12 protein-coding genes and 1 pseudogene are annotated in these 18,822 nt (G+C 71.2%); 10 read left to right on the plus strand and 3 right to left on the minus strand.

What is annotated here, in order from left to right; genetic code table 11:
- The first annotated feature begins 25 nt into the window (after positions 1 to 25).
- Positions 26 to 1,108, plus strand: a complete 1,083-nt coding sequence (locus AC3IYI_RS26040) for a C40 family peptidase (protein ID WP_489406011.1) — start codon at positions 26 to 28, stop codon at positions 1,106 to 1,108.
- Positions 1,109 to 1,190: 82 nt separating this feature from the next.
- Here AC3IYI_RS26040 and AC3IYI_RS26045 read toward each other — a convergent pair whose 3' ends face one another.
- From AC3IYI_RS26045 to AC3IYI_RS26055, 3 genes are read right to left on the minus strand one after another with little or no spacing between them, the layout of a single operon-like run.
- The gene (locus AC3IYI_RS26045; protein ID WP_489406012.1) at positions 1,191 to 1,772 is read right to left on the minus strand and encodes a Uma2 family endonuclease; all 582 of its coding nucleotides are present in this window, start codon (positions 1,770 to 1,772) and stop codon (positions 1,191 to 1,193) included.
- A gap of 9 nt (positions 1,773 to 1,781) precedes the next feature.
- Entirely contained in the window at positions 1,782 to 2,192 is a 411-nt protein-coding gene (locus AC3IYI_RS26050; RefSeq protein WP_489406013.1) for a CPCC family cysteine-rich protein, read from the minus strand.
- Between the two features lie 51 nt (positions 2,193 to 2,243).
- A complete protein-coding gene (locus AC3IYI_RS26055) occupies positions 2,244 to 3,956 on the minus strand; it encodes a PucR family transcriptional regulator (protein WP_489406014.1) in 1,713 nt (570 codons plus the stop codon).
- 211 nt (positions 3,957 to 4,167) lie between these two features.
- Between AC3IYI_RS26055 and AC3IYI_RS26060 the strand changes: the two are divergent.
- From AC3IYI_RS26060 to AC3IYI_RS26100, 9 genes and pseudogenes are all read left to right on the plus strand, one after another.
- Positions 4,168 to 5,078, plus strand: a pseudogene (locus AC3IYI_RS26060) (FAD binding domain-containing protein).
- A gap of 2 nt (positions 5,079 to 5,080) precedes the next feature.
- Positions 5,081 to 5,650 (plus strand): (2Fe-2S)-binding protein, encoded by a 570-nt coding sequence (locus AC3IYI_RS26065; RefSeq protein ID WP_489406015.1) that lies wholly within the window; start codon positions 5,081 to 5,083, stop codon positions 5,648 to 5,650.
- Positions 5,651 to 5,652: 2 nt separating this feature from the next.
- Positions 5,653 to 8,043 (plus strand): xanthine dehydrogenase family protein molybdopterin-binding subunit, encoded by a 2,391-nt coding sequence (locus AC3IYI_RS26070; RefSeq protein WP_489406016.1) that lies wholly within the window; start codon positions 5,653 to 5,655, stop codon positions 8,041 to 8,043.
- A gap of 386 nt (positions 8,044 to 8,429) precedes the next feature.
- The gene (locus AC3IYI_RS26075; RefSeq protein WP_489406017.1) at positions 8,430 to 9,998 is read left to right on the plus strand and encodes an AMP-binding protein; all 1,569 of its coding nucleotides are present in this window, start codon (positions 8,430 to 8,432) and stop codon (positions 9,996 to 9,998) included.
- A gap of 212 nt (positions 9,999 to 10,210) precedes the next feature.
- Entirely contained in the window at positions 10,211 to 11,143 is a 933-nt protein-coding gene (locus tag AC3IYI_RS26080) for an aromatic prenyltransferase (protein ID WP_489406018.1), read from the plus strand.
- Between the two features lie 74 nt (positions 11,144 to 11,217).
- Positions 11,218 to 12,984 (plus strand): FAD-dependent monooxygenase, encoded by a 1,767-nt coding sequence (locus AC3IYI_RS26085; protein ID WP_489406019.1) that lies wholly within the window; start codon positions 11,218 to 11,220, stop codon positions 12,982 to 12,984.
- Positions 12,985 to 13,157: 173 nt separating this feature from the next.
- On the plus strand, positions 13,158 to 14,702 hold the full coding sequence (locus AC3IYI_RS26090; RefSeq protein ID WP_489406020.1) for an FAD-binding oxidoreductase: 1,545 nt from the start codon (positions 13,158 to 13,160) through the stop codon (positions 14,700 to 14,702).
- Positions 14,703 to 14,842: 140 nt separating this feature from the next.
- Positions 14,843 to 16,483 (plus strand): prenyltransferase/squalene oxidase repeat-containing protein, encoded by a 1,641-nt coding sequence (locus AC3IYI_RS26095; protein ID WP_489406021.1) that lies wholly within the window; start codon positions 14,843 to 14,845, stop codon positions 16,481 to 16,483.
- A 215-nt stretch (positions 16,484 to 16,698) separates the two neighbouring features.
- Positions 16,699 to 18,807 carry an MMPL family transporter gene (locus tag AC3IYI_RS26100; protein ID WP_489406022.1) on the plus strand — a complete coding sequence of 703 codons (2,109 nt, stop codon included), beginning with the start codon at positions 16,699 to 16,701 and terminating at the stop codon, positions 18,805 to 18,807.
- Positions 18,808 to 18,822: the final 15 nt, after the last annotated feature.

Genomic DNA, 18,822 nt, shown 5'->3' on the forward strand with positions numbered 1-18,822 from the left:
CGACCGACCTCGCCCGGAGTAACCGATGACCGCCACGTCCAAGCGCCGCACACGTCCCGTCCTGCACGCGGCCACCGTGATCGCCCTGCTGGCCGGCAGCGTCTACTTCACCATCGAGCTGCGCAAGGAGGAGCAGGCCAAGGCGCCCGCGATCCAGTCGCTCGTCGACGCCCCCGTCGCCGGTAAGGGGGGCGGCGGCAACGAGGGCGCGCAGAAGTGGGAGCGGCTGAAGAACCCGGAGCGCTCCGTGCTGCGCGACGGCAAGGGCGGGATCCTCGCGACCTTCACCGACGGCGCCCGCACCGCCACGCTCACCGGCCCCAGCCGCACCTTCACCGAGCCGGCCACCACCAAGACCCGGGTGGTCACCGAGAACTGGGTGCGGCTGATGCCGGAGACCTGGCGCAGCGGTGCCGAGAAGGAGCAGTGGTTCCAGGAGTGGTTCAAGAAGTACCTGGGCAGCGAGGAGGACGACATCTTCGCCATGGCCTTCCAGTACGGAGACCAGGCCCCGGTCAAGAAGGACGCGGAGGGCGTCTCGTACGCCGGCGACGCCAACTTCGGCCCGATCAACCCCAACGGCTCGGTCGGCAACGACTACCGCCTGGAGGAGTCGGACTTCTACGACTACCTGGGCATCCCCTACACCTTCCGCAACGGGACCACGGCGAAGCCCGAAGCGATGCGGGCCCGCTCGATGGACTGCTCCGGCTTCATCCGGACCGTCTTCGGCTATCGGGCCCGCTTCCCGCTGATGGCCGCGGACACCGCCACCGGCGACGGCCTGCCGCGCACCGCGAACGGCATGTCCCGCTCCAAGGTCGGCGTGGACGTCATCCCGCTCAAGGGGATCGGCGCCGAGAACCGGCCCACCTCCATCGACGTCCTGCAGCCGGGCGACGTGCTGTTCTTCAAGCTGGACGGGCGCACCGGGGAGCGGCTGGACCACACGGGCATCTACCTCGGCACCGACACCGACGGCCACCAGATCTTCATATCCAGCCGCGAAGAGGCCAACGGCCCGACCATCGGCGACAAGGGCGGCACCTCCCGTCTCGACGGCAACGGCTACTACGCGACGACCCTGCGGAGCGCGAAGCGGCTGTGACCGGGGGCTGGTAGCCCGTGCAGTGGGAAGGGGTCGGACTCGTCGGAGTCCGACCCCTTCCGCATGCCGGTGCCGGCCCCTTTCAGCTGCTCCGGGGCGGGGTGAGCTTGTCGAGGTCCAGGTTGATCTCGAAGGGCACCGGGCGCCGGAGGGTGCCGCGGAAGATGCCGGCGGGGGCGTAGGCGCCTACGGATTCTTCGAGCTCGAAGACGTGCACGACGGGTGCACCGTCCTCGTCCTCGACGCGCCAGTAGTGCGGGATGCCGGCCTCCGCGTACTTGCGCAGTTTTACGGTGCGGTCGCGGTGGGCGGATTCGGGGGAGACGACCTCGATGACGAGCCGCACCTCGTCCGGTGCGAACCAGGTCCGGTCACCGTCGAAGTCGGCCGTTGTCACCAGCAGGTCCGGCTCGGGCCGGTTGCGCGGATCGAGCTTGATGGTCATCTCGCGGCCGACTCTGGCGTGGGCGGGTGCTTGCTCCATGAGGGCGACCGCGAGCATGGTGATGAGGTGGCCGTGCCACCACCTCTGGGGCGACATCATGAAGACGAGTGCTCCATCGATCAGCTCGGTGTGGCGGGGCGCCTCGGGGAGGCGGTCGAGGTCCTCCGCGAACCAGCCTTCCGCGCGCGGCGGGCGCATCCAGTCGGGCAGTTCGGTCATGAGCCAACCCTAGCGATCGCGGCCCCCGAGCGGGGGCGCTGCCGGGTGGTCGCGGCGCCAGAAGGTGGGGAGCCACCAGCAGAGCACCGAGCGGTCGGCGGGCCAGGGGACGCGTCCCTCCGCGTCCCAGTCCTCGAAGGAGTCGCGCGTCAGGTCGATGGGGCGCCAGGCGGGGTCGAGGGGCTCGTCTTCCGAGGGCGGGCGGACGAACTGGCGGCCGTGCTGGTCGCAGGCGCCGAAGGTCCGGTAGTTGAGCTGGGCCTCGATGAGAGAGATCCGGTTCGCCCCGCCGCCCATGGCCGGCCAGCGGAACTGGACCCCGTCGTCCTCCCAGAAGCAGACGGGGCAGATCTCGTACGAGCCGGGCATGGCGGCCAGCACGCGGTGGCCGCAGCAGGGACAGGGATGGGAGTCGCTCATCCGCGCAGTCTCGGTGAAGGTCCTGGCGGGACGCCACGGGTTTCTGCGCGGTCAGCCGGATTTCAGGGCTGCCAGGAAGTCCAGTCTGGTTTCCAGGCGGGACAGGTCGCGTTGCGTGAGGTGTTCGATGCGGGCGATGCGCTGGCGCAGCGAGTTCACGTGGAGGTGGAGGCGGGCGGCGCAGGCGGTCCAGGAGGCGTCGCAGTCGAGGAAGGTCTCCAGGGTGGTCAGGAGGTCGGTCCGGTGGCGGGCGTCGTGATCGCGCAGGGGGCCCAGGAGGCGGGTGGCGAAGGCGCGGCGGGCTTCGGCCGGGATGAGGGGGAGCAGGGACAGGATGTGGGAGGTGAGGTCCTCCGGGCCGCGGACCGTCACCTGCCCGGGGGCGGCGTGGGCGATCCGTAGGGCGTTGTGCGCCTGTTCCAGGGCGCGGCGGGCGTTGCCCGGCTCGGGGACGGGGGAGCTGACGCCGATGGAGACGCTGTCCGCCGGGCCGAGCCAGCGGGCGAGCGCGGCGGAGAGCCTGCGCTCGAGCGCGGCGTGGTCGAGGGCCGGGTCGGGGTGTGCGTCCGAGGGCTCGGGGACCAGGACGAGGAGCACCGCCCGGTCGCCGTCGACGGTGGCGGCGATGTCCTGCGAGGAGACCGGCACCGGGCCGCCCTCCTGGAGCAGGGCCTCCTCCAGGAGGACGCGCAGGGCCGCGGCGGGGACGGGACGGGCCGCGTGCCACTCGCCCGCGGCGACCACGAACTGCAGGCGCGGCCAGTAGCCGACTCCGCTGACCACGGCCTGGGCGGTGCTGCGCAGCCGGACGGGGATCTCCTCGGCCGGGACGTCGCTGTGCAGCAGGGCGAGGGACCGGTCGGCCAGGTCGTTGCGCGCCGTGTTGGCCTGTTCGCGGGCGGCCCGGGCGTCGGCGACCAACTCGACGGTGCGGTCGAGGAGTTCCCTGTCGGGGGCCGCCCAGAGCGAGGTGTCGGCCTCCACCACGAGCAGCCAGTCGCCCAGTTCGGCGGGGTGGGGGACGGGCCCGGGTCCCCGTACGGGTGCGGGCGCGGGTACCGGGACGAGGGAGTACGGGCGGCCGCCGACCGTGACGTGGTGGGGGGCGCTCTCGCGCGCGCGGCGGGCGGCGAGGTAGCGGGCGGCCAGGGCCGCCGCCGTCTTGGCGCGCAGCGGCGGCCGGGCCCCGGCGACCTGGCGTCCCGTCACGGACAGGACGCGCACGTCGACGCCGAGGGTGTGCCGCAGGAGCTCCAGTACGGAGTCCGGGGCGGCCCGGTCGGTGAGCAGCCGCCGGTGGCGTTCGACCAGGGCGGCCAGGCCGGCGAGGTTGCCGGGGTCCCGGCGGTGCAGCCGGCGCAGGACGTGCTCGGTGATCGCGGCGAACGAGGTCTCCGGCCGTACGGCGATCAGCGGGAGCCCGTGGCGCCGGCAGGCACGCACGAGGTCGTGCGGGACGAGTCCGTGTTCGACCTCGCCGGCCGCGAGGGCCGTGACGCCCGCCCGGTGCAGGACGCGTACGAACGACTCGGCGTCCCCGTCCTCCTGCCACCAGGCGAGCCCGGTGAGGACGAGCTCGCCGCCGGTGAGGAAACGGCCGGGGTCGGACAGGTCATTGGTCGCCACGGCGGAAATGGTCCGGTCGAGCGGGGTGCCGGGCGAGGTGCCGTCGGTGCCGTCGATGTCATCGGTGTCATCGGTGTCATGGCCCACGAGCAGGAGCAGTCCGAGCTCGGTGGCGTCCAGGAGTTCGCGTAGCCGCATGATCGCCACTTTCGCATGGCGCCGGCTGTGCCGGAGGCAGATCGGCGCAGCTCACCGGGGTGCGGCCGTACGAAAGCACGCTCGTCCACAGCCGTCGGAGAAGCCGGTTCTGAGCGATCGGTGACTGCCTCGCCCCGTGGGACGCGGGATGTACTTCTGCGCATGCGGCCGACGACGACTTCTGGCCACATGCGAATGAGGAGAGCCGCTCATGGAATTTCTTCGCCCCGCCGACTGGGGGGAGGCGCTCGCCGCGAAGGCCGCCCACCCCACGGCCGTGCCGATCGCGGGTGGGACGGACGTGATGGTCGAGGTCAACTTCGACCACCGGCGTCCCGCGTACCTGCTGGACCTGAACCGCATCGCGGAGCTGCGGGAGTGGGAGGTGGGTGAGGGCGCGGGTGCGGCCGGGGACGTGGTCCAGCTGGGCGCGTCCGTCCCGTACACGCAGATCATGCAGAACCTCCGCACGGAGCTCCCCGGTCTCGCGCTCGCCGCGCACACCGTGGCCTCGCCGCAGATCCGCAACCGCGGCAGCGTGGGCGGCAACCTCGGCACCGCCTCGCCGGCCGGCGACGCGCACCCGGCGCTGCTCGCGGCGGGCGCCCAGGTGGAGGTGGAGTCCGTACGGGGCTCCCGGCTGATCCCGATCGACGCGTTCTACACCGGGGTGAAGCGCAACGCGCTGGCCCCCGACGAGCTGATCCGGGCCGTCCACGTCACAAGGCCGCCGGTCCCCAGCAGTACTCCAAGGTGGGCACGCGCAACGCCATGGTCATCGCCGTCTGTGCCTTCGGGCTCGCCCTGCACCCGGACAGCAGGACGGTGCGCACCGGCATCGGCTCGGCGGCGCCGACCCCGATCCGGGCGAAGGCCGCCGAGGAGTTCCTGAACGCCGCGCTCGAAGAGGGCCGGTTCTGGGACAACGGCCGCACCCTCACCCCGTCGGTCGCCAAGCGGTTCGCGGAGCTCTGCTCCGGGGCCGCCAACCCGATCGACGACGTCCGCGGTACCGCGAGCTACCGCAGGCACGCCGTGGGCATCATGGCCCGCCGCGCGCTCGGCTGGACCTGGGAGTCGCATCGCCGCGGGACGAGCCGCGGCGCGGAGGGAGTTGCGTGACCATGCGCGTCAATCTCACGGTCAACGGCCGTCCGAGGGAAGCGGATGACGTCTGGGAGGGGGAGTCCCTCCTCTACCTGCTGCGGGAGCGGCTGGGTCTGCCCGGCTCCAAGAACGCCTGCGAGCAGGGCGAATGCGGTTCCTGCACCGTCCGCCTCGACGACGTGCCGGTCTGTTCCTGTCTGGTCGCGGCCGGTCAGGCCGAGGGCCGGGACGTGGTGACGGTCGAGGGACTCGCCGCCTACGCCGAGCAGCGTGTCGCGCACGGGGGTCGCGACACCGGCACGGTCATAGGCGAGAGCGAGAGCGAGAGCGAGGGCGACGGCCGACTCTGCACCGTCCAGCAGGCGTTCATCGACTGCGGCGCCGTCCAGTGCGGCTTCTGCACGCCGGGTCTGCTGGTCGCCGCCGACGAGCTCCTGGAGCGGGTCGGCGAGCCGTCCGACGCGGACATCCGCGAGGCCCTGTCCGGCAACCTCTGCCGCTGCACGGGCTACGAGAAGATCCTGGACGCGGTCCGCCTGGCCGCTGCCCGCCGGGAACACCAAGGACTCCAGGAAAGGGCGGTCTGATCATGGCTGGCACCACCACCGGCATTCCCACCGAGGTCACCCAGGGCGCCCGTACCAAGGGCGGCATCGGAGAGTCGACGCTGCGCCCGGACGGCACCCTGAAGGTGACCGGAGAGTTCGCGTACTCCTCGGACATGTGGCACGAGGACATGCTGTGGGGCCAGGCCCTGCGGTCCACGGTCGCGCACGCCGAGATCCTGTCCATCGACGTCTCCGAGGCCCTGACCCTGCCCGGCGTGTACGCGGTCATGACCTACGAGGACCTGCCGACCCCGGTGAAGTACTACGGGATGGAGTTCCAGGACACTCCGGTCCTGGCGCACGGCAAGGTCCGCCACCACGGCGAACCGGTCGCCCTGGTGGCCGCCGACCACCCGGAGACCGCCCGCCGCGCCGCCGCGAAGATCAAGATCGAGTACCGGGAGCTGCCGATCGTCACCGACGAGGCCTCGGCGACCGCGCCCGACGCCGTACTCGTCCACGAGGGCCGGGACGACCACCACGCCGCTCACGTCCCGCACCCGAACATCGTGCACCGCCAGCCCATCCTCCGCGGAGACGCGGCGGCGGCCCGGGAGCGCGCCGACGTCATCGTCACCGGCGAGTACACCTTCGGCATGCAGGACCAGGCCTTCCTCGGCCCCGAGTCCGGACTCGCGGTGCCCTGCGAGGACGGCGGAGTCGACCTGTACGTGGCCACCCAGTGGCTGCACTCGGACCTCAAGCAGATCGCCCCGGTCCTCGGGCTGCCCGAGGAGAAGGTCCGCATGACGATGGCCGGCGTCGGCGGCGCCTTCGGCGGCCGCGAGGACATCTCGATGCAGATCCTCGCCAGCGTGCTCGCGCTGCGCACGAACAAGCCGGTGAAGATGGTCTACAACCGCTTCGAGTCCTTCTTCGGGCACGTGCACCGCCACCCGGCGAAGCTGTACTACGAGCACGGCGCCACCCGGGACGGCAAGCTCACCCACATGAAGTGCAAGATCGTGCTGGACGGCGGGGCCTACGCCTCCTCCACGGCCTCGGTCGTCGGCAACGCGGCCTCCCTCTCGGTCGGCCCGTACGTCATCGACGACGTGGACATCGAGGCCGTCGGCCTCTACACGAACAACCCGCCGTGCGGCGCGATGCGCGGGTTCGGCGCCGTCCAGGCCTGCTTCGCGTACGAGGCCCAGATGGACAGGCTCGCGGCGAAACTGGGCATGGACCCGGTGGAGTTCCGGCAGCTCAACGCCATGGAGGAGGGCACGCTCATGCCCACCGGCCAGGTCGTGGAGGGTCCGGCCCCGATCGTCGAGCTGCTGCGCCGGGTCAAGGCCCGCCCGCTGCCGCCCGAGCGCCAGTGGGAGAGCGCCGACGGCGCGGCCGACGTGCGCGCGCTGCCGGGCGGCCTGTCGAACACCACGCACGGCGAGGGCGTCGTCCGGGGCGTCGGCTACGCGGTCGGCATGAAGAACGTCGGCTTCTCGGAGGGCTTCGACGACTACTCCACGGCCAAGGTGCGCCTGCAGGTCATCAACGGCGAGGCCGTCGCCCTGGTCCACACGGCCATGGCGGAGGTCGGCCAGGGCGGGATCACCATCCACGCGCAGATCGCCCGTACCGAGCTCGGTGTCCAGCAGGTCACCATCCACCCCGCCGACACCCAGGTGGGCTCGGCCGGTTCGACGTCGGCGGGCCGCCAGACGTACATGACCGGCGGGTCCATCAAGAACTCCTGCGGGCTCGTCCGGGGGAAGGTCCTGGAGATGGGCCGGCGCAAGTTCGGCGCCGAGCACGCGGGATGGGCCGAGGCCGGACTCCTCCTGGAGGACGGGAAGGTGATCACCGACGGGGGCGAGGTGCTCGCCGCCCTCGTGGACGTCCTGGAGGACGAGGTCGTGGAGATCGAGGCCCAGTGGCGCCACCGCCCCACCGAAGCCTTCGACCTGCGCACCGGTCAGGGCAACGGCCACGTCCAGTACTCCTTCGCCGCGCACCGCGCGGTGGTGGAGGTGGACACCGAGCTCGGGCTCGTCAAGGTCGTGGAGCTGGCCACCGCCCAGGACGTGGGCAAGGCCCTCAACCCGCTGTCCGTGGTCGGCCAGATCCAGGGCGGCACCGTCCAGGGCCTGGGCGTCGCGATCATGGAGGAGATCATCGTGGACCCCAAGACCGCGAAGGTGAAGAACCCTTCCTTCACGGACTACCTGCTCCCGACCATCCTCGACACGCCGACGCTCCCGGTCGACTACCTCGAACTGGGCGACCCGCACTCCCCGTACGGGGTACGGGGCATCGGCGAGGCCCCGACCCTGTCGTCCACCCCGGCCGTCCTCGCGGCGATCCGCGACGCGACCGGGCTGGAGCTGACCAAGACGCCGGTCCGACCCGAGCACCTCACCGGGTCCTGACGCAGGTCGGGGGGCCGGCTCCTGCGGGAGCCGGCCCCTTAGGGCCTGTCGTCAAACTCCCGTCTGCCTCGCGACGCCTGGCACGTGCTCTCGCCGCACCGGGCGAAAGCCCGAGTACGTCCAGTACGCGGACTTTCACCCGGCGCGCCGAGAGCACGCACCAGACGCCGCGCGGCCGCCCTTCGGGCGACGACGGGAGTTTGACGACAGGCCCTAGGCACGGCCGCCCGCGGCTGCACCGCGGCTGCCCCTTGCCAAGTGGAGGCCAACTCGCGGGTCAGTTCCGCCCAAGTCCCCCGGCGGATGCTGGAGCTCCGAAGTGTCGTTATACAGACCGCCGTTGTCCAGTGAACACCGGGAGCGACGCGGGTCTGGACGGAGGTCTCATGAGGCGGAACTCGATACACAAGCAGGGTCTCTATCTCGGGTCCGTGCCGGAGAGGGCGGCGGTCCGGGGCGGTTCGACGCCGCTGACCCTCGATCACGATCTCGATGTGCTGCCCGAGGCGGGCCGGCGCCTGACGGTGGCCGCTCTCGCCGGGCACGTGGAGGACCTCGCGGGCCGGATATCGGCCGCCGGGGTGAAGGCCGGCCACCACGTGGTGGTCCACAAGGCGGCGAACTTCGACGTCTGGCTGCTGGCCACCGCGGTGGCGCGCACGGGCGCGGTCCCGGTGATGCTGTCGCACACGCTGGACGGCCCGACCATGGCCGCCCTCATGGAGCGGCTCGACAAGCCGCACCTGCTCACCGACGGCCCCAAGCTGGAGGCGCTGGCCGGGCTGCCGCTCGCCGAGCTCACCCGGAGCGTGATCAGCGTGGGCGAAGCCGCCCCCGGAGCGGTCTCGCTCGCCGAGCTCGCCGGCTCCCCGCCGGTACGGCCCGTGCTCCAGGGCCTGGACGAGCCGGCGATGATCACGCACACGTCCGGCACCACCGGGATCCCCAAGCTGGTGGTGCACACCCCGCGGACGATGCGCGCCCGGCTGCGGCCGCAGCTGGTCCTGCTGGCGCTGATGCGGGGGCGCGAGACGGTGGCGATCCACATCGCCTTCGGGCATTCCCGGATGTTCGCCGCGATGGCCCTGTGCCTCTCCAAGGGCATGCCGGTGCTGCTGGTCAACCGCGGCGCCCCCGCGGACGTCGCCGAGTTCTTCCTGAAGCACCGGCCCGGACTGATCGAGGCGCTCCCCAACTCCTTCCTGGCGTGGGAGAACCTGGCCGACGATCCGCGCAGGCCCTTCGCCTCGGTGAAGTACTTCAGTAGCACCTTCGACGCGATCCACCCGAGGACGGTCCGCCGGCTCCTCGGGGCCTCCGCGCGCAGGGCGCAGTTCTTCCAGATCTACGGGCAGAGCGAGGTCGGCCCGGCCGTGGGCCGGCCGTACTACCGCTGGTCCGCGCACCGGATGGACGGGCGCTGCGTGGGCTACCCGCTGCCGGGCAGCGCGCGGGTGCGGCTGGTGAGCCAGAACGGCAAGCGGCCCTCCGCGCAGAACCCCGGGCTCATCGACGCCCGCTGGGATGGCATCGCCAAGACGTACCACGGTGAGCAGGAGCGCTACGACGCCAACGTGCACGACGGCTGGTGGCGCACCGGGGACGTCGGCTACCGCAGCAAGTTCGGCTGCCTGCACATGCTCGACCGGGAGATCGACATGATCCCCGGGGTGGGCAGCAGCCTGGAGATCGAGGACCTCGTGCTGGACAGGCTGGAGGAACTGGTCGAGCTCGTCGTGGTGCTGGGCCCGGGTTCCCGGGGCGTCCCGATCGTCTGCACCCACGACGACAAGCCGCTCGACCTCGACCGCTGGCGCACGGCCGTCGCCGCCTATCCCCAGCTGGCCGAGCCGATCCAGATCCCGCTGGCCGAACTGCCCCGTACGGCCACGATGAAGACGCGCCGGGTGGAACTGTCCCGCCGCCTGGAGGACGAGCTCCTGCGGCAGGGCTGAGCCGGCCGCGGGCCGCACCTCACGCTCCCGGCGGACGGGTTCTCGAACGAGAGCCCCTTGTCCGCCGGGAGCTCGGCGTGCCTGCCTGCCCGCTCAACCCCGCTCAACGCCGGGAGATCCCCGCCAAGTCGGCGTCAAGTCGCGGAACAGTAGACGGCAAGATCGGTGTCCGAGTCTTGCCCACATGAAGCGTCAAGACGATGACAACAGCCATGAGTGAGGCGACCGGGGGCACCGAAGAAAGCCCGGTGCAAGCTCTCTACGCGGCCATCGAGGAAGCGGCCGGCCTGCTGGACGTGGAGTGCGCGCGGGACAAGGTCCTGCCCATCCTGGACATGTACGGCGACGCCCTCGCGCAGGCCGTGGTCGCGTTCCGGCTCGGGACGGGCCGGCGCCACGAGGGGGAGCTCGACTGCCGGTTCACGACCCCGCTGGACGTGGACCCGTACGCGCTCGCCGTGGAACACGGCCTGACCCCGCCGACGGACCACCCCGTCGGCGCGCTGCTCTCGGACATCCGGGACACCTGCCCGGTCGACAGCTACGGAATCGACTTCGGGGTCGTCCGCGGTTTCAAGAAGATCTGGCTGGTCTTTCCCCGGAACGACCTGCAGGCGGTTTCGAAGCTCGCCGGAATTCCGTCGATGCCGCCGAGCCTCGGCAAGAGCATCGAGTTCTTCGACCGGTACGGCATGGGCGAAACGGTCGGCCTGCTCGGAATCGACTACCGGAACAAGACCGTCAACGTGTACTTCGGCGAGCCCCCCACGGGCGGCTTCGGACCGGATTCCGTCCGGTCGATGCTCCGCGAGGTCGACCAGGCGGAGCCCAGCGACCAGATGCTCGCACTCGGCCAGCAGGCCTTCGGCGTCTACGTGACGCTGAACTGGGATTCCCTGCAGGTCGAGCGGATCTGCTTCGCCGTCGCGACCGGGGACCCGACCTCCCTCTCCGTCCCGCTCGACCCGAAGGTCGAGCGGTTCGTGAAGCACGTGCTGGCAGCGGATCCCGACACCAAGTTCGTCTATGCCGTCGCCTCCCAGCCCGACGGCGAGTACTACAAGCTCCAGTCCTATTACCGGTGGCAGCCCGGAGTGCTCGACATCATGCAATTGGAAGACGGGGCGCTGGAAAACCCGGTCTGACGACCCTCCCTCACCTGCTGCGGCTTGCGCATTGCTCATTCGCGCTGTCATTTTCTGGAAGGACGAAGACGAATATGGGAACCATCGAAGTTCCGGTCCTGATCGTGGGCGGGGGCGGGACCGGTCTGTCGGCCTCCGCCTTCCTGTCCGACCACGAGGTCGGCCACGTGCTGGTGGAGCGCCGCGCGGACACCTCGCGGCTGCCGAAGGCGCACTACATCAACCAGCGCACGATGGAGGTCTTCCGCCAGCACGGTCTGGAGGCGGACGTACTCGAACAGAGCGCGCGCCTGGAGAAGTTCGGCAAGGTCCGCTACCAGACCACGCTGACCGGCGCGGGTCCGCTGGACGCACGGCTGATCCACGAGATGGACGGCTTCGGCGGCGGCGAGCTCAGCGAGAAGTACGCGGCGGACGGCCCCGTCCTGTCGGCGAAGCTTCCGCAGGTGCGGCTGGAGCCGATCCTTCGCGACCACGCCGAGCGCCGCAATCCCGGCCGCGTCCTGTTCGGCCACGAGCTGACCTCGATCTCCGAGGAGGGCGACCGCGTCACCGCCGAGATCCGCAACGTCGAGACCGGCGAGACCACCACGGTCGTGGCCCAGTACGCCATCGCGGCGGACGGCGGCCGCACGGTCGGCGCGGCCCTCGGCGTCAACATGCAGGGCCTGCCCTCCCTGTTCGACGCCACGACGGTCTACTTCTCCGCCGACCTGTCGCAGGTGTGGAACGAGGGCTCGCTCATCACCTGGTTCCTCAACCCCTACCGCCAGGACCTCTCCAGCGCCCTCATCGAGATGGGTCCGACCTGGGGGAAGAACTGCGAGGAGTGGGGTCTGCACCTCTCCCTCGTCGGCGTGGACCGCTCCGACCCCGAGGCGGTGACCGCCCGGATCCGCGAGGTCCTCGGTCTGCCCGAGCTGGAACTGACCCTGCACGACGTGACGAGCTGGACCGTGGAGGCGGTGCTCGCCGAGCACTACCGCTACGGACGGGTCTTCCTCGCCGGTGACGCCGCGCACCGCCAGCCGCCCGCCGTCGGACTCGGCCTGAACACCGGCATCCAGGACGCGCACAACCTCGCCTGGAAGCTGTCGGCGGTCGTCTCCGGCAAGGCTCCCGACAGCCTGCTCGACACCTACGAGGCGGAGCGCAAGCCGGTCGGCCAGTTCAACCTGGGCTGGGCCATGTCCGCGGCCTCCCACCACCAGGTCGTCATCGACGGGGCCATCGGCCTCGGCCAGCACATCCCGGCCGAGCGCCGTACGCCGGTGTTCTTCGGCTACTTCGCCCCGACCCCGGTCGGCGCCGCCCAGCGTCAGCGGGCCGCGGAGATCTTCGCGACCCACCGCGGCGAGTGCCAGGCCCACGACGTGGAGCTCGGCTTCGCCTACGAGGCGGGCGCCGTCGTCCCCGACGGCAGCCGGCCGCCGGCCCGCGCGGCCCTGGGCGATGTGTACGAGCCCACCACCCGCCCGGGACACCGTCTGCCCCACGCCTGGCTCGAGCAGGACGGGCGTCGCCTGTCCACGCACGACCTGATCCGTGTCGCCCTCGGCTTCGCACTGATCACCGGCCCGGAGGCGACCGCGTGGTCCGAGGCGGCCGCGCAGGCGGCGGAGAAGTTCTCGGTCCCGGTGCTCGCGGTGCGCATCGGCGAAGGCGCGGAGTACGCCGACACCGACGGTACGTGGGAGGCCGTCCGGCAGATGGCCGCGGACGGCGCCGTCCTGGTCCGGCCCGACAACCACATCGCCTGGCGCAGCACGGGCGGCGAGGAGAACCCGGCCGAGGCACTGGCCGCCGCGCTCGCGCAGGTCCTGGAGCAGAAGGCCCCGTAGCAGGGCCCTTCGGCGGGCTCCTTCGCCGGGCCCTTTCGCCGAGCCCTCTGGCTGGGCCCTTTGGCTGGGCTCCGCACACAGGGAGGGCGCGCGCGGCGCGCCCTCCACCGAGTGCCCCGGCACTCACCCATCCGGCACACACGATTTCCTGGGCAGAAGAGGCAGCGCAGCACATGATCGATCGCAGAAAGTTCCTTGTCGGCGCCGGTGGAGCCGCCCTCGCCGCGACCGGCGCGGCCACCGTCTTCCCCGCCTCCGCCTCCGCTTCCGTGAGCGCCCGGACCCGGTCCGGCATCCGGTGGGGCCGGCTGGACGAGCGGCTCAGCGGACACCTGGTCCTGCCCTCCGACGCGGACTACCAGCGCGCCAAGCAGCTCTACCAGGTCCAGTTCGACGCCGTGAATCCCCGCGCCGTCGCCTACTGCAAGACGGCCTCCGACGTGGCGAAGTGTCTGACCTTCGCCCAGAACCACGACATCGAGGTCGCCGCGCGCAGCGGCGGCCACAGCGCCGCCGGCTACTCCACGACCCAGGGCCTCGTCATCGACGTGTCCGGGCTGAGCGAGGTCACCCTCGGCGCGGGCAACGGCACCGCGCGGATCGGCACAGGCGCGCAGCTGGTCGACATCGCGAACACCCTCGCGCCGGCCGGCCTGGGCATATCCGGCGGCTACTGCCCCACCGTCGCGGCGGGCGGGTTCTTCCAGGGCGGCGGCATGGGCCTGTTCACCCGGCACATCGGCATGGCCTCGGACAAGGTGACCGCGGCGCAGGTCGTCCTCGCCGACGGCCGCATCGTGACCGCCTCGGCGGACCAGCACCGCGACCTCTTCTGGGCACTGCGCGGTGGTGGCGGCGGCAACTTCGGCATCGTGACCTCCTACGACGTCACCCCCTCGCCCCTCACCAACGTGGCGGCCATCAACATCGTCTGGCCCTACGCGCAGGCGCTGGAGATGCTGGACGGCTGGGCGAAGTGGCTGGTCGACGCGCCGCACTCGATCGGCAGCGGCATGAACGTCACGCTCACGGACGCCGCCCCCGGCACCGTCCCGACCGCGTCGATCTTCCTCGGCTCCGTGGACACCGGTCCCGCCTTCGACGCGGAGATCGCCCGCCTCCTGTCGATCGTCGCTGCGCCCCCGGCGTACCAGCAGAAGTTCACCGCGCCGTACAAGAACGTGATGATGCAGCTCTACCGCTGCGCCGAGCTCACTGTGGACGAGTGCCACCGCGACGACACCAGCCCGGGCGGCAAGGTCCCGCGCGCCGCCTTCGGTGCCTGGCGCAGCCGTCTGTTCAAGCAGACGATGCCGCGCGAGGGCTGGGCGAAGGCCCTGGAGGTCTTCGAGAGCGACCGGATGCCCGGCCAGATGCGCCAGCTGCAGATCTCCGCCCTGGGCGGAGAGGCCAACAAGGTGGCGCGCACCGCCACCGCGTACGTGCACCGCGACAGCCTCTTCTCGGTCAGCTTCCTCACCGCGAACGCCGTCGCGCCCGTCGCCGACGAGGCCAAGGCCTCGGCGAACCGGTGGGTCGACGCGGGCTTCGCCGCCATCGACCCCTACTCGAACGGCGAGACGTACCAGAACTTCATCGACGCGCGGCTGTCCGACTGGGAGCGCTCGTACTACGCCGAGAACTACCAGCGGCTGCGCACGGTCAAGGCCAAGTACGACCCGTACAAGTTCTTCCAGTTCGCGCAGAGCGTCCGCTGATCGGCTGAGCAGCTGATCTGCGGGCCGGCCGGCCGTGTGCTGGGGTGCACGGCCGGCCGGACCGTCCGGTGGCGCCCCGGCATCCGGTGCCGTTCCCGAACTCGATCCCGCTCCCCAGCCGTTCAGATAGGAGCATTTCCGTGTACATAGCGGATCTGGCGTACGCGGCCCCGATGCCGTGGCCCGCCGAAGTCGACCCCGATCACGTGGCGCAGGCCACGGACCGGCTGATCGCACACGTCGCCGGCAGGGTCGATGCCGACGGCGCGCTGCGCGAGGAGTGCCAGAGCCGGGTGCTGGAATCGGCGCTCGCCCTGTCATTGATGACGCGCACCGCCGCGGACGACTCGCCGGCCCGGGACCGCCTGCTCGGCTTCCTCCGGGCGCACCAGGACACCCCGGACAAGCTGGAGCGCGTCCTGGCGACGCTCGCCGTCGCGCGGGCCACCGGCCGGACCTCCGCCGGTGACGGCGAGCTCGTCGCCAAGCTGACGGAGGGCGTGCTCGGCGACGCGCCGGGCTTCATCTCCGCCCGCCGCCGCATGATGGTGTGCGCCGTCCTGTCGGTGCTCGGCTGCCCGCTGCCGCCCGAGGTCCTGGCCGCGGTCGCCGACGAGGTCCCCTCCGACCCCCTGCACTCCTGGGCCGCCGTGCAGCAGGCTTCCGTGACCCTGATCCTCGCCGCCGCCGCGGGGGTGGAGAACAAGGTCACCGCCGCCGCGCTGGAGACCCTGGCCGCCACGCACCCCGCGACGACGGTGTGGGAGGGCTACGCCCTGATGCACCTGCTGGTGCTGCACGGGCTCGCCGGTTTCCCCGGGAACGAGGAGACCGTGCGCAGCGGGCTGGAGACGCTGCTGGGCCACCAGCGCGCCGACGGCGGCTTCCCGTTCGTCCTGGAGATGCACAACTGGTGCACCTCGACCGCCGGAACGGCCCTCGTCGCGGCGGGCGCCCCGACGGAGCTGCTGCGCCGGATGGCGGGCATGCTCGTCGACCACCAGGGCGGCGCCCCGACCCGCTCGCTCTCCCGCGGCGCGACGCTCACCGACGGCTGGTCGATGTCGGAGATCGTGGCGCAGAACGACGTGGACGACACCTCGTGCGCCCTGGAGTTCCTCCAGGCCATCGACCCGATCGCCTACGGGGACTCCGTGCGGCGCGGGGTGGCAGGGCTGCTCGCGGTCCAGGGCGCCGACGGCGGGTTCCCCACGTACGTCGCCGGGGCCTCCTCCGAACCGTGCATGACGGCCGCGGCCATCTGCGGGCTGGCCCCGCACCCCGAGACCCTGCCGGCCCGGGAACGCGCCCTGGCCTTCCTCGCCGGAAGCCAGCTCGAGGACGGCGGTTTCGAACCGGGCTGGAGCCGCAGCCGACTCCACACGATCTTCCGAGCGCGCCTCGCCGCGTGCACCGCGGGCCCGCAGGACCACCACGTGGCCCGCATGGCCGAGCGCATCGAGCGCACGGTGCGCGAGACGCAGAACGAGGACGGCGGCTGGGGGATGCAGCCGGGCGACCCCAGCGACGACATCAGCACCGCTTACGGGCTGATCACGCTGTGCTACGGCACCGATCACCGGCCCATCGGGCGCGCGCTGTCCTGGCTGCTCGCGCACCAGAACGCGGACGGCGGCTACGGCGGCCCGCCCGACATGGTCGGCCCGCGCCCGTTCCCGTACAGCTTCCCCATCCTGACCGACGCTCCCGTACTGCTCGCCTTCGGTCACGTCCGCTCCCGGATCTGGGACACGGCTGCCGTGCTCCAGGGAGCGAACTGAGGGCCAGGGACCGACCGTTCGCGCCGTGTTTGAGGAATCGCCCACTCAACGTCACCGCGCCGCTGGAAGCACCACACGGAGGAGGGGGTCTTGGACCTCCTCCTCCCTTCGTGCGGGGTCAACGTGCCCTAGCCTCTTGACCGTTAACGACTCAGAAGCACCATCGCGCTCTTTACCCTTCGACTTACCCTTCGACGGAAGACCGAGGAATTGACATGATGCGCAAGATAGCGGCCCTGCCCAGTGGAAGGCTGGGCAAATGGGTCGTCATCGCACTCTGGGCGGCCCTGCTCGTTCCGGCCCTCATGCTGGCCGGAAAGCTCGGAGACGTCGAAGAGAACGACAATTCGGCCTGGCTGCCCGGCAACGCGGAGTCGACCGCCGTCGTGGAGCGGGCCGAGAAGTTCATGTCCGCCGACACCCTGCCCGCGGTCGTGATCTACGACCGGTCCGCGGGGGTCACCGACGCCGACCTGGCCAAGGCCACGGCCGACGCCGAGGCCTTCAAGGGCATCGAGAACGTCGTCGGACCGGCCCAGGGGCCGGTCAAGTCCGAGGACGGCAAGGCCATCCAGACGGTGGTCCAGGTCAAGAAGGACAAGTCGGGCTGGGAGGGCATCGGCACCGTCGTCGACGCGATGACCGAGGTCGGCAAGAAGAACGCCGACGGTCTCGGCTTCCACGTCGCCGGCCCCAGTGGTTACGCGGCCGACTCGATCAAGGCGTTCAGCGGGGGCGGAGCCCTGACGACGATCACCGCGCTCGTGGTGGTCGCGATCCTGCTGCTGACGTACCGGAGCCCACTGCTGCCGCTGCTGCCGCTGCTGACCGTGGGCGTCGCCCTGGTCACCTCGGAGGCGGTGATCTACGTACTGGCGAAGAACGCCGGCCTGGTCGTCAACAAGCAGACCAGCTTCATCCTGACCGTCCTGGTGTTCGGTGCCGCCACCGACTACGCGCTCCTGCTCATCTCCCGTTACCGCGAAGAGCTGTTGCGTCACGAGGACCGGCACGAGGCGATGGCGGAGGCGCTGTACCGCTCCAGCCCCGCGATCATCGCCAGCGCCGCGACCGTCGCGGTCAGCCTGATGCTGCTGATGCTGGCCACCCTCAACTCCACCCAGGGTCTCGGCCCGGCCTGTGCGGTCGGTGTCCTCGTCGGCCTGCTCGCCATGATCACCCTGATGCCGGCCCTGCTCGTCGCCTGCGGCCGCTGGATCTTCTGGCCGGTGAAGCCCACGTACGGAGCGGCCCCCACCACCGAAAGCGGAATCTGGGCCCGCGTCGGCACCGCCGTCTCCGGCCGGCCGCGGCTGGTGTGGATCGGTACCGCGCTCGCGCTCGCCGTCATGGCACTGGGCGTGCTCGGCCTCAAGGCCGACGGGCTCTCCAACAAGGACCAGTTCACCAACACCCCGCAGATGGCCGTCGGCGAGCAGATCCGGTCGGAGCACTTCCCGGCCGGCTCCGGCGACCCCATCTTCGTCGTGAGCAACGCCGCCTCGGCGGAAGAGGTACGGACCGCGCTGCTCGGTGTCCCCGGCATCGCGAGCGTCACGCCCCCGACGGCCAAGGACGGCGAGGCCGTCATGCTCGGGGAGCTCAAGGACGACCCCAGCAGCACGACCGCCATGACCACCGTCGAGAAGGCCAGGACCGCGGTCCACCGGATCGAGGGCGCCGACGCCCAGGTCGGCGGCAGCTCGGCGGTCATGCTCGACACGCAGACGGCCGCCGCCCGCGACTCCAAGGTGATCATCCCGATCGTGCTGGTCGTGGTGCTGCTGATCCTCATGCTGCTGCTGCGGTCGATCGTCGCGCCGGTGCTGCTCATGGCCACGGTGGTGCTGTCCTTCGGCGCCGCCCTCGGTGTGAGCAGCCTGATGTTCAACCACGTCTTCGGCTTCGCGGGCGCGGAAGCCTCCTTCCCGCTGTTGACCTTCGTCTTCCTGGTCGCCCTGGGTATCGACTACAACATCTTCCTGGTCACCCGGGTGCGCGAGGTGTCGGTGGAGCAGGGCACCCGGCGCGGCGCGCTGCTGGGCCTGTCCACCACCGGCGGTGTGATCACCTCGGCGGGTCTGGTGCTGGCCGGCACCTTCGGGGCGATGGCCTCGCTGCCGCTGGTGTTCGCGGCCGAGCTGGGCTTCGCGGTGGCGTTCGGCGTCCTGCTGGACACCATGATCGTCCGCTCGGTCCTGGTCACGGCGCTGACCCTGGACGTCGGCCGGTGGATGTGGTGGCCGAGCAAGCTGTTCCTGCGTGAGGACGACCCCGAGCCCCTGCTGGAGACTCCCGACCTGGAGCCCGTCGGCGGTAAGTGAGACCCCGCACGCACG

It is taken from the genome of Streptomyces sp. GL_148 (assembly GCF_057834205.1).

Excerpts from the sequence above, each read along its gene's own strand:
- AC3IYI_RS26040 (WP_489406011.1), top strand. The coding sequence starts at position 26 with ATGACCGCCACGTCCAAGCGCCGCACACGTCCCGTCCTGCACGCGGCC.
- AC3IYI_RS26045 (WP_489406012.1), bottom strand. The coding sequence starts at position 1,772 with ATGACCGAACTGCCCGACTGGATGCGCCCGCCGCGCGCGGAAGGCTGG.
- AC3IYI_RS26050 (WP_489406013.1), bottom strand. The coding sequence starts at position 2,192 with ATGAGCGACTCCCATCCCTGTCCCTGCTGCGGCCACCGCGTGCTGGCC.
- AC3IYI_RS26055 (WP_489406014.1), bottom strand. The coding sequence starts at position 3,956 with ATGCGGCTACGCGAACTCCTGGACGCCACCGAGCTCGGACTGCTCCTG.
- AC3IYI_RS26065 (WP_489406015.1), top strand. The coding sequence starts at position 5,081 with ATGCGCGTCAATCTCACGGTCAACGGCCGTCCGAGGGAAGCGGATGAC.
- AC3IYI_RS26070 (WP_489406016.1), top strand. The coding sequence starts at position 5,653 with ATGGCTGGCACCACCACCGGCATTCCCACCGAGGTCACCCAGGGCGCC.
- AC3IYI_RS26075 (WP_489406017.1), top strand. The coding sequence starts at position 8,430 with ATGAGGCGGAACTCGATACACAAGCAGGGTCTCTATCTCGGGTCCGTG.
- AC3IYI_RS26080 (WP_489406018.1), top strand. The coding sequence starts at position 10,211 with ATGAGTGAGGCGACCGGGGGCACCGAAGAAAGCCCGGTGCAAGCTCTC.
- AC3IYI_RS26085 (WP_489406019.1), top strand. The coding sequence starts at position 11,218 with ATGGGAACCATCGAAGTTCCGGTCCTGATCGTGGGCGGGGGCGGGACC.
- AC3IYI_RS26090 (WP_489406020.1), top strand. The coding sequence starts at position 13,158 with ATGATCGATCGCAGAAAGTTCCTTGTCGGCGCCGGTGGAGCCGCCCTC.
- AC3IYI_RS26100 (WP_489406022.1), top strand. The coding sequence starts at position 16,699 with ATGATGCGCAAGATAGCGGCCCTGCCCAGTGGAAGGCTGGGCAAATGG.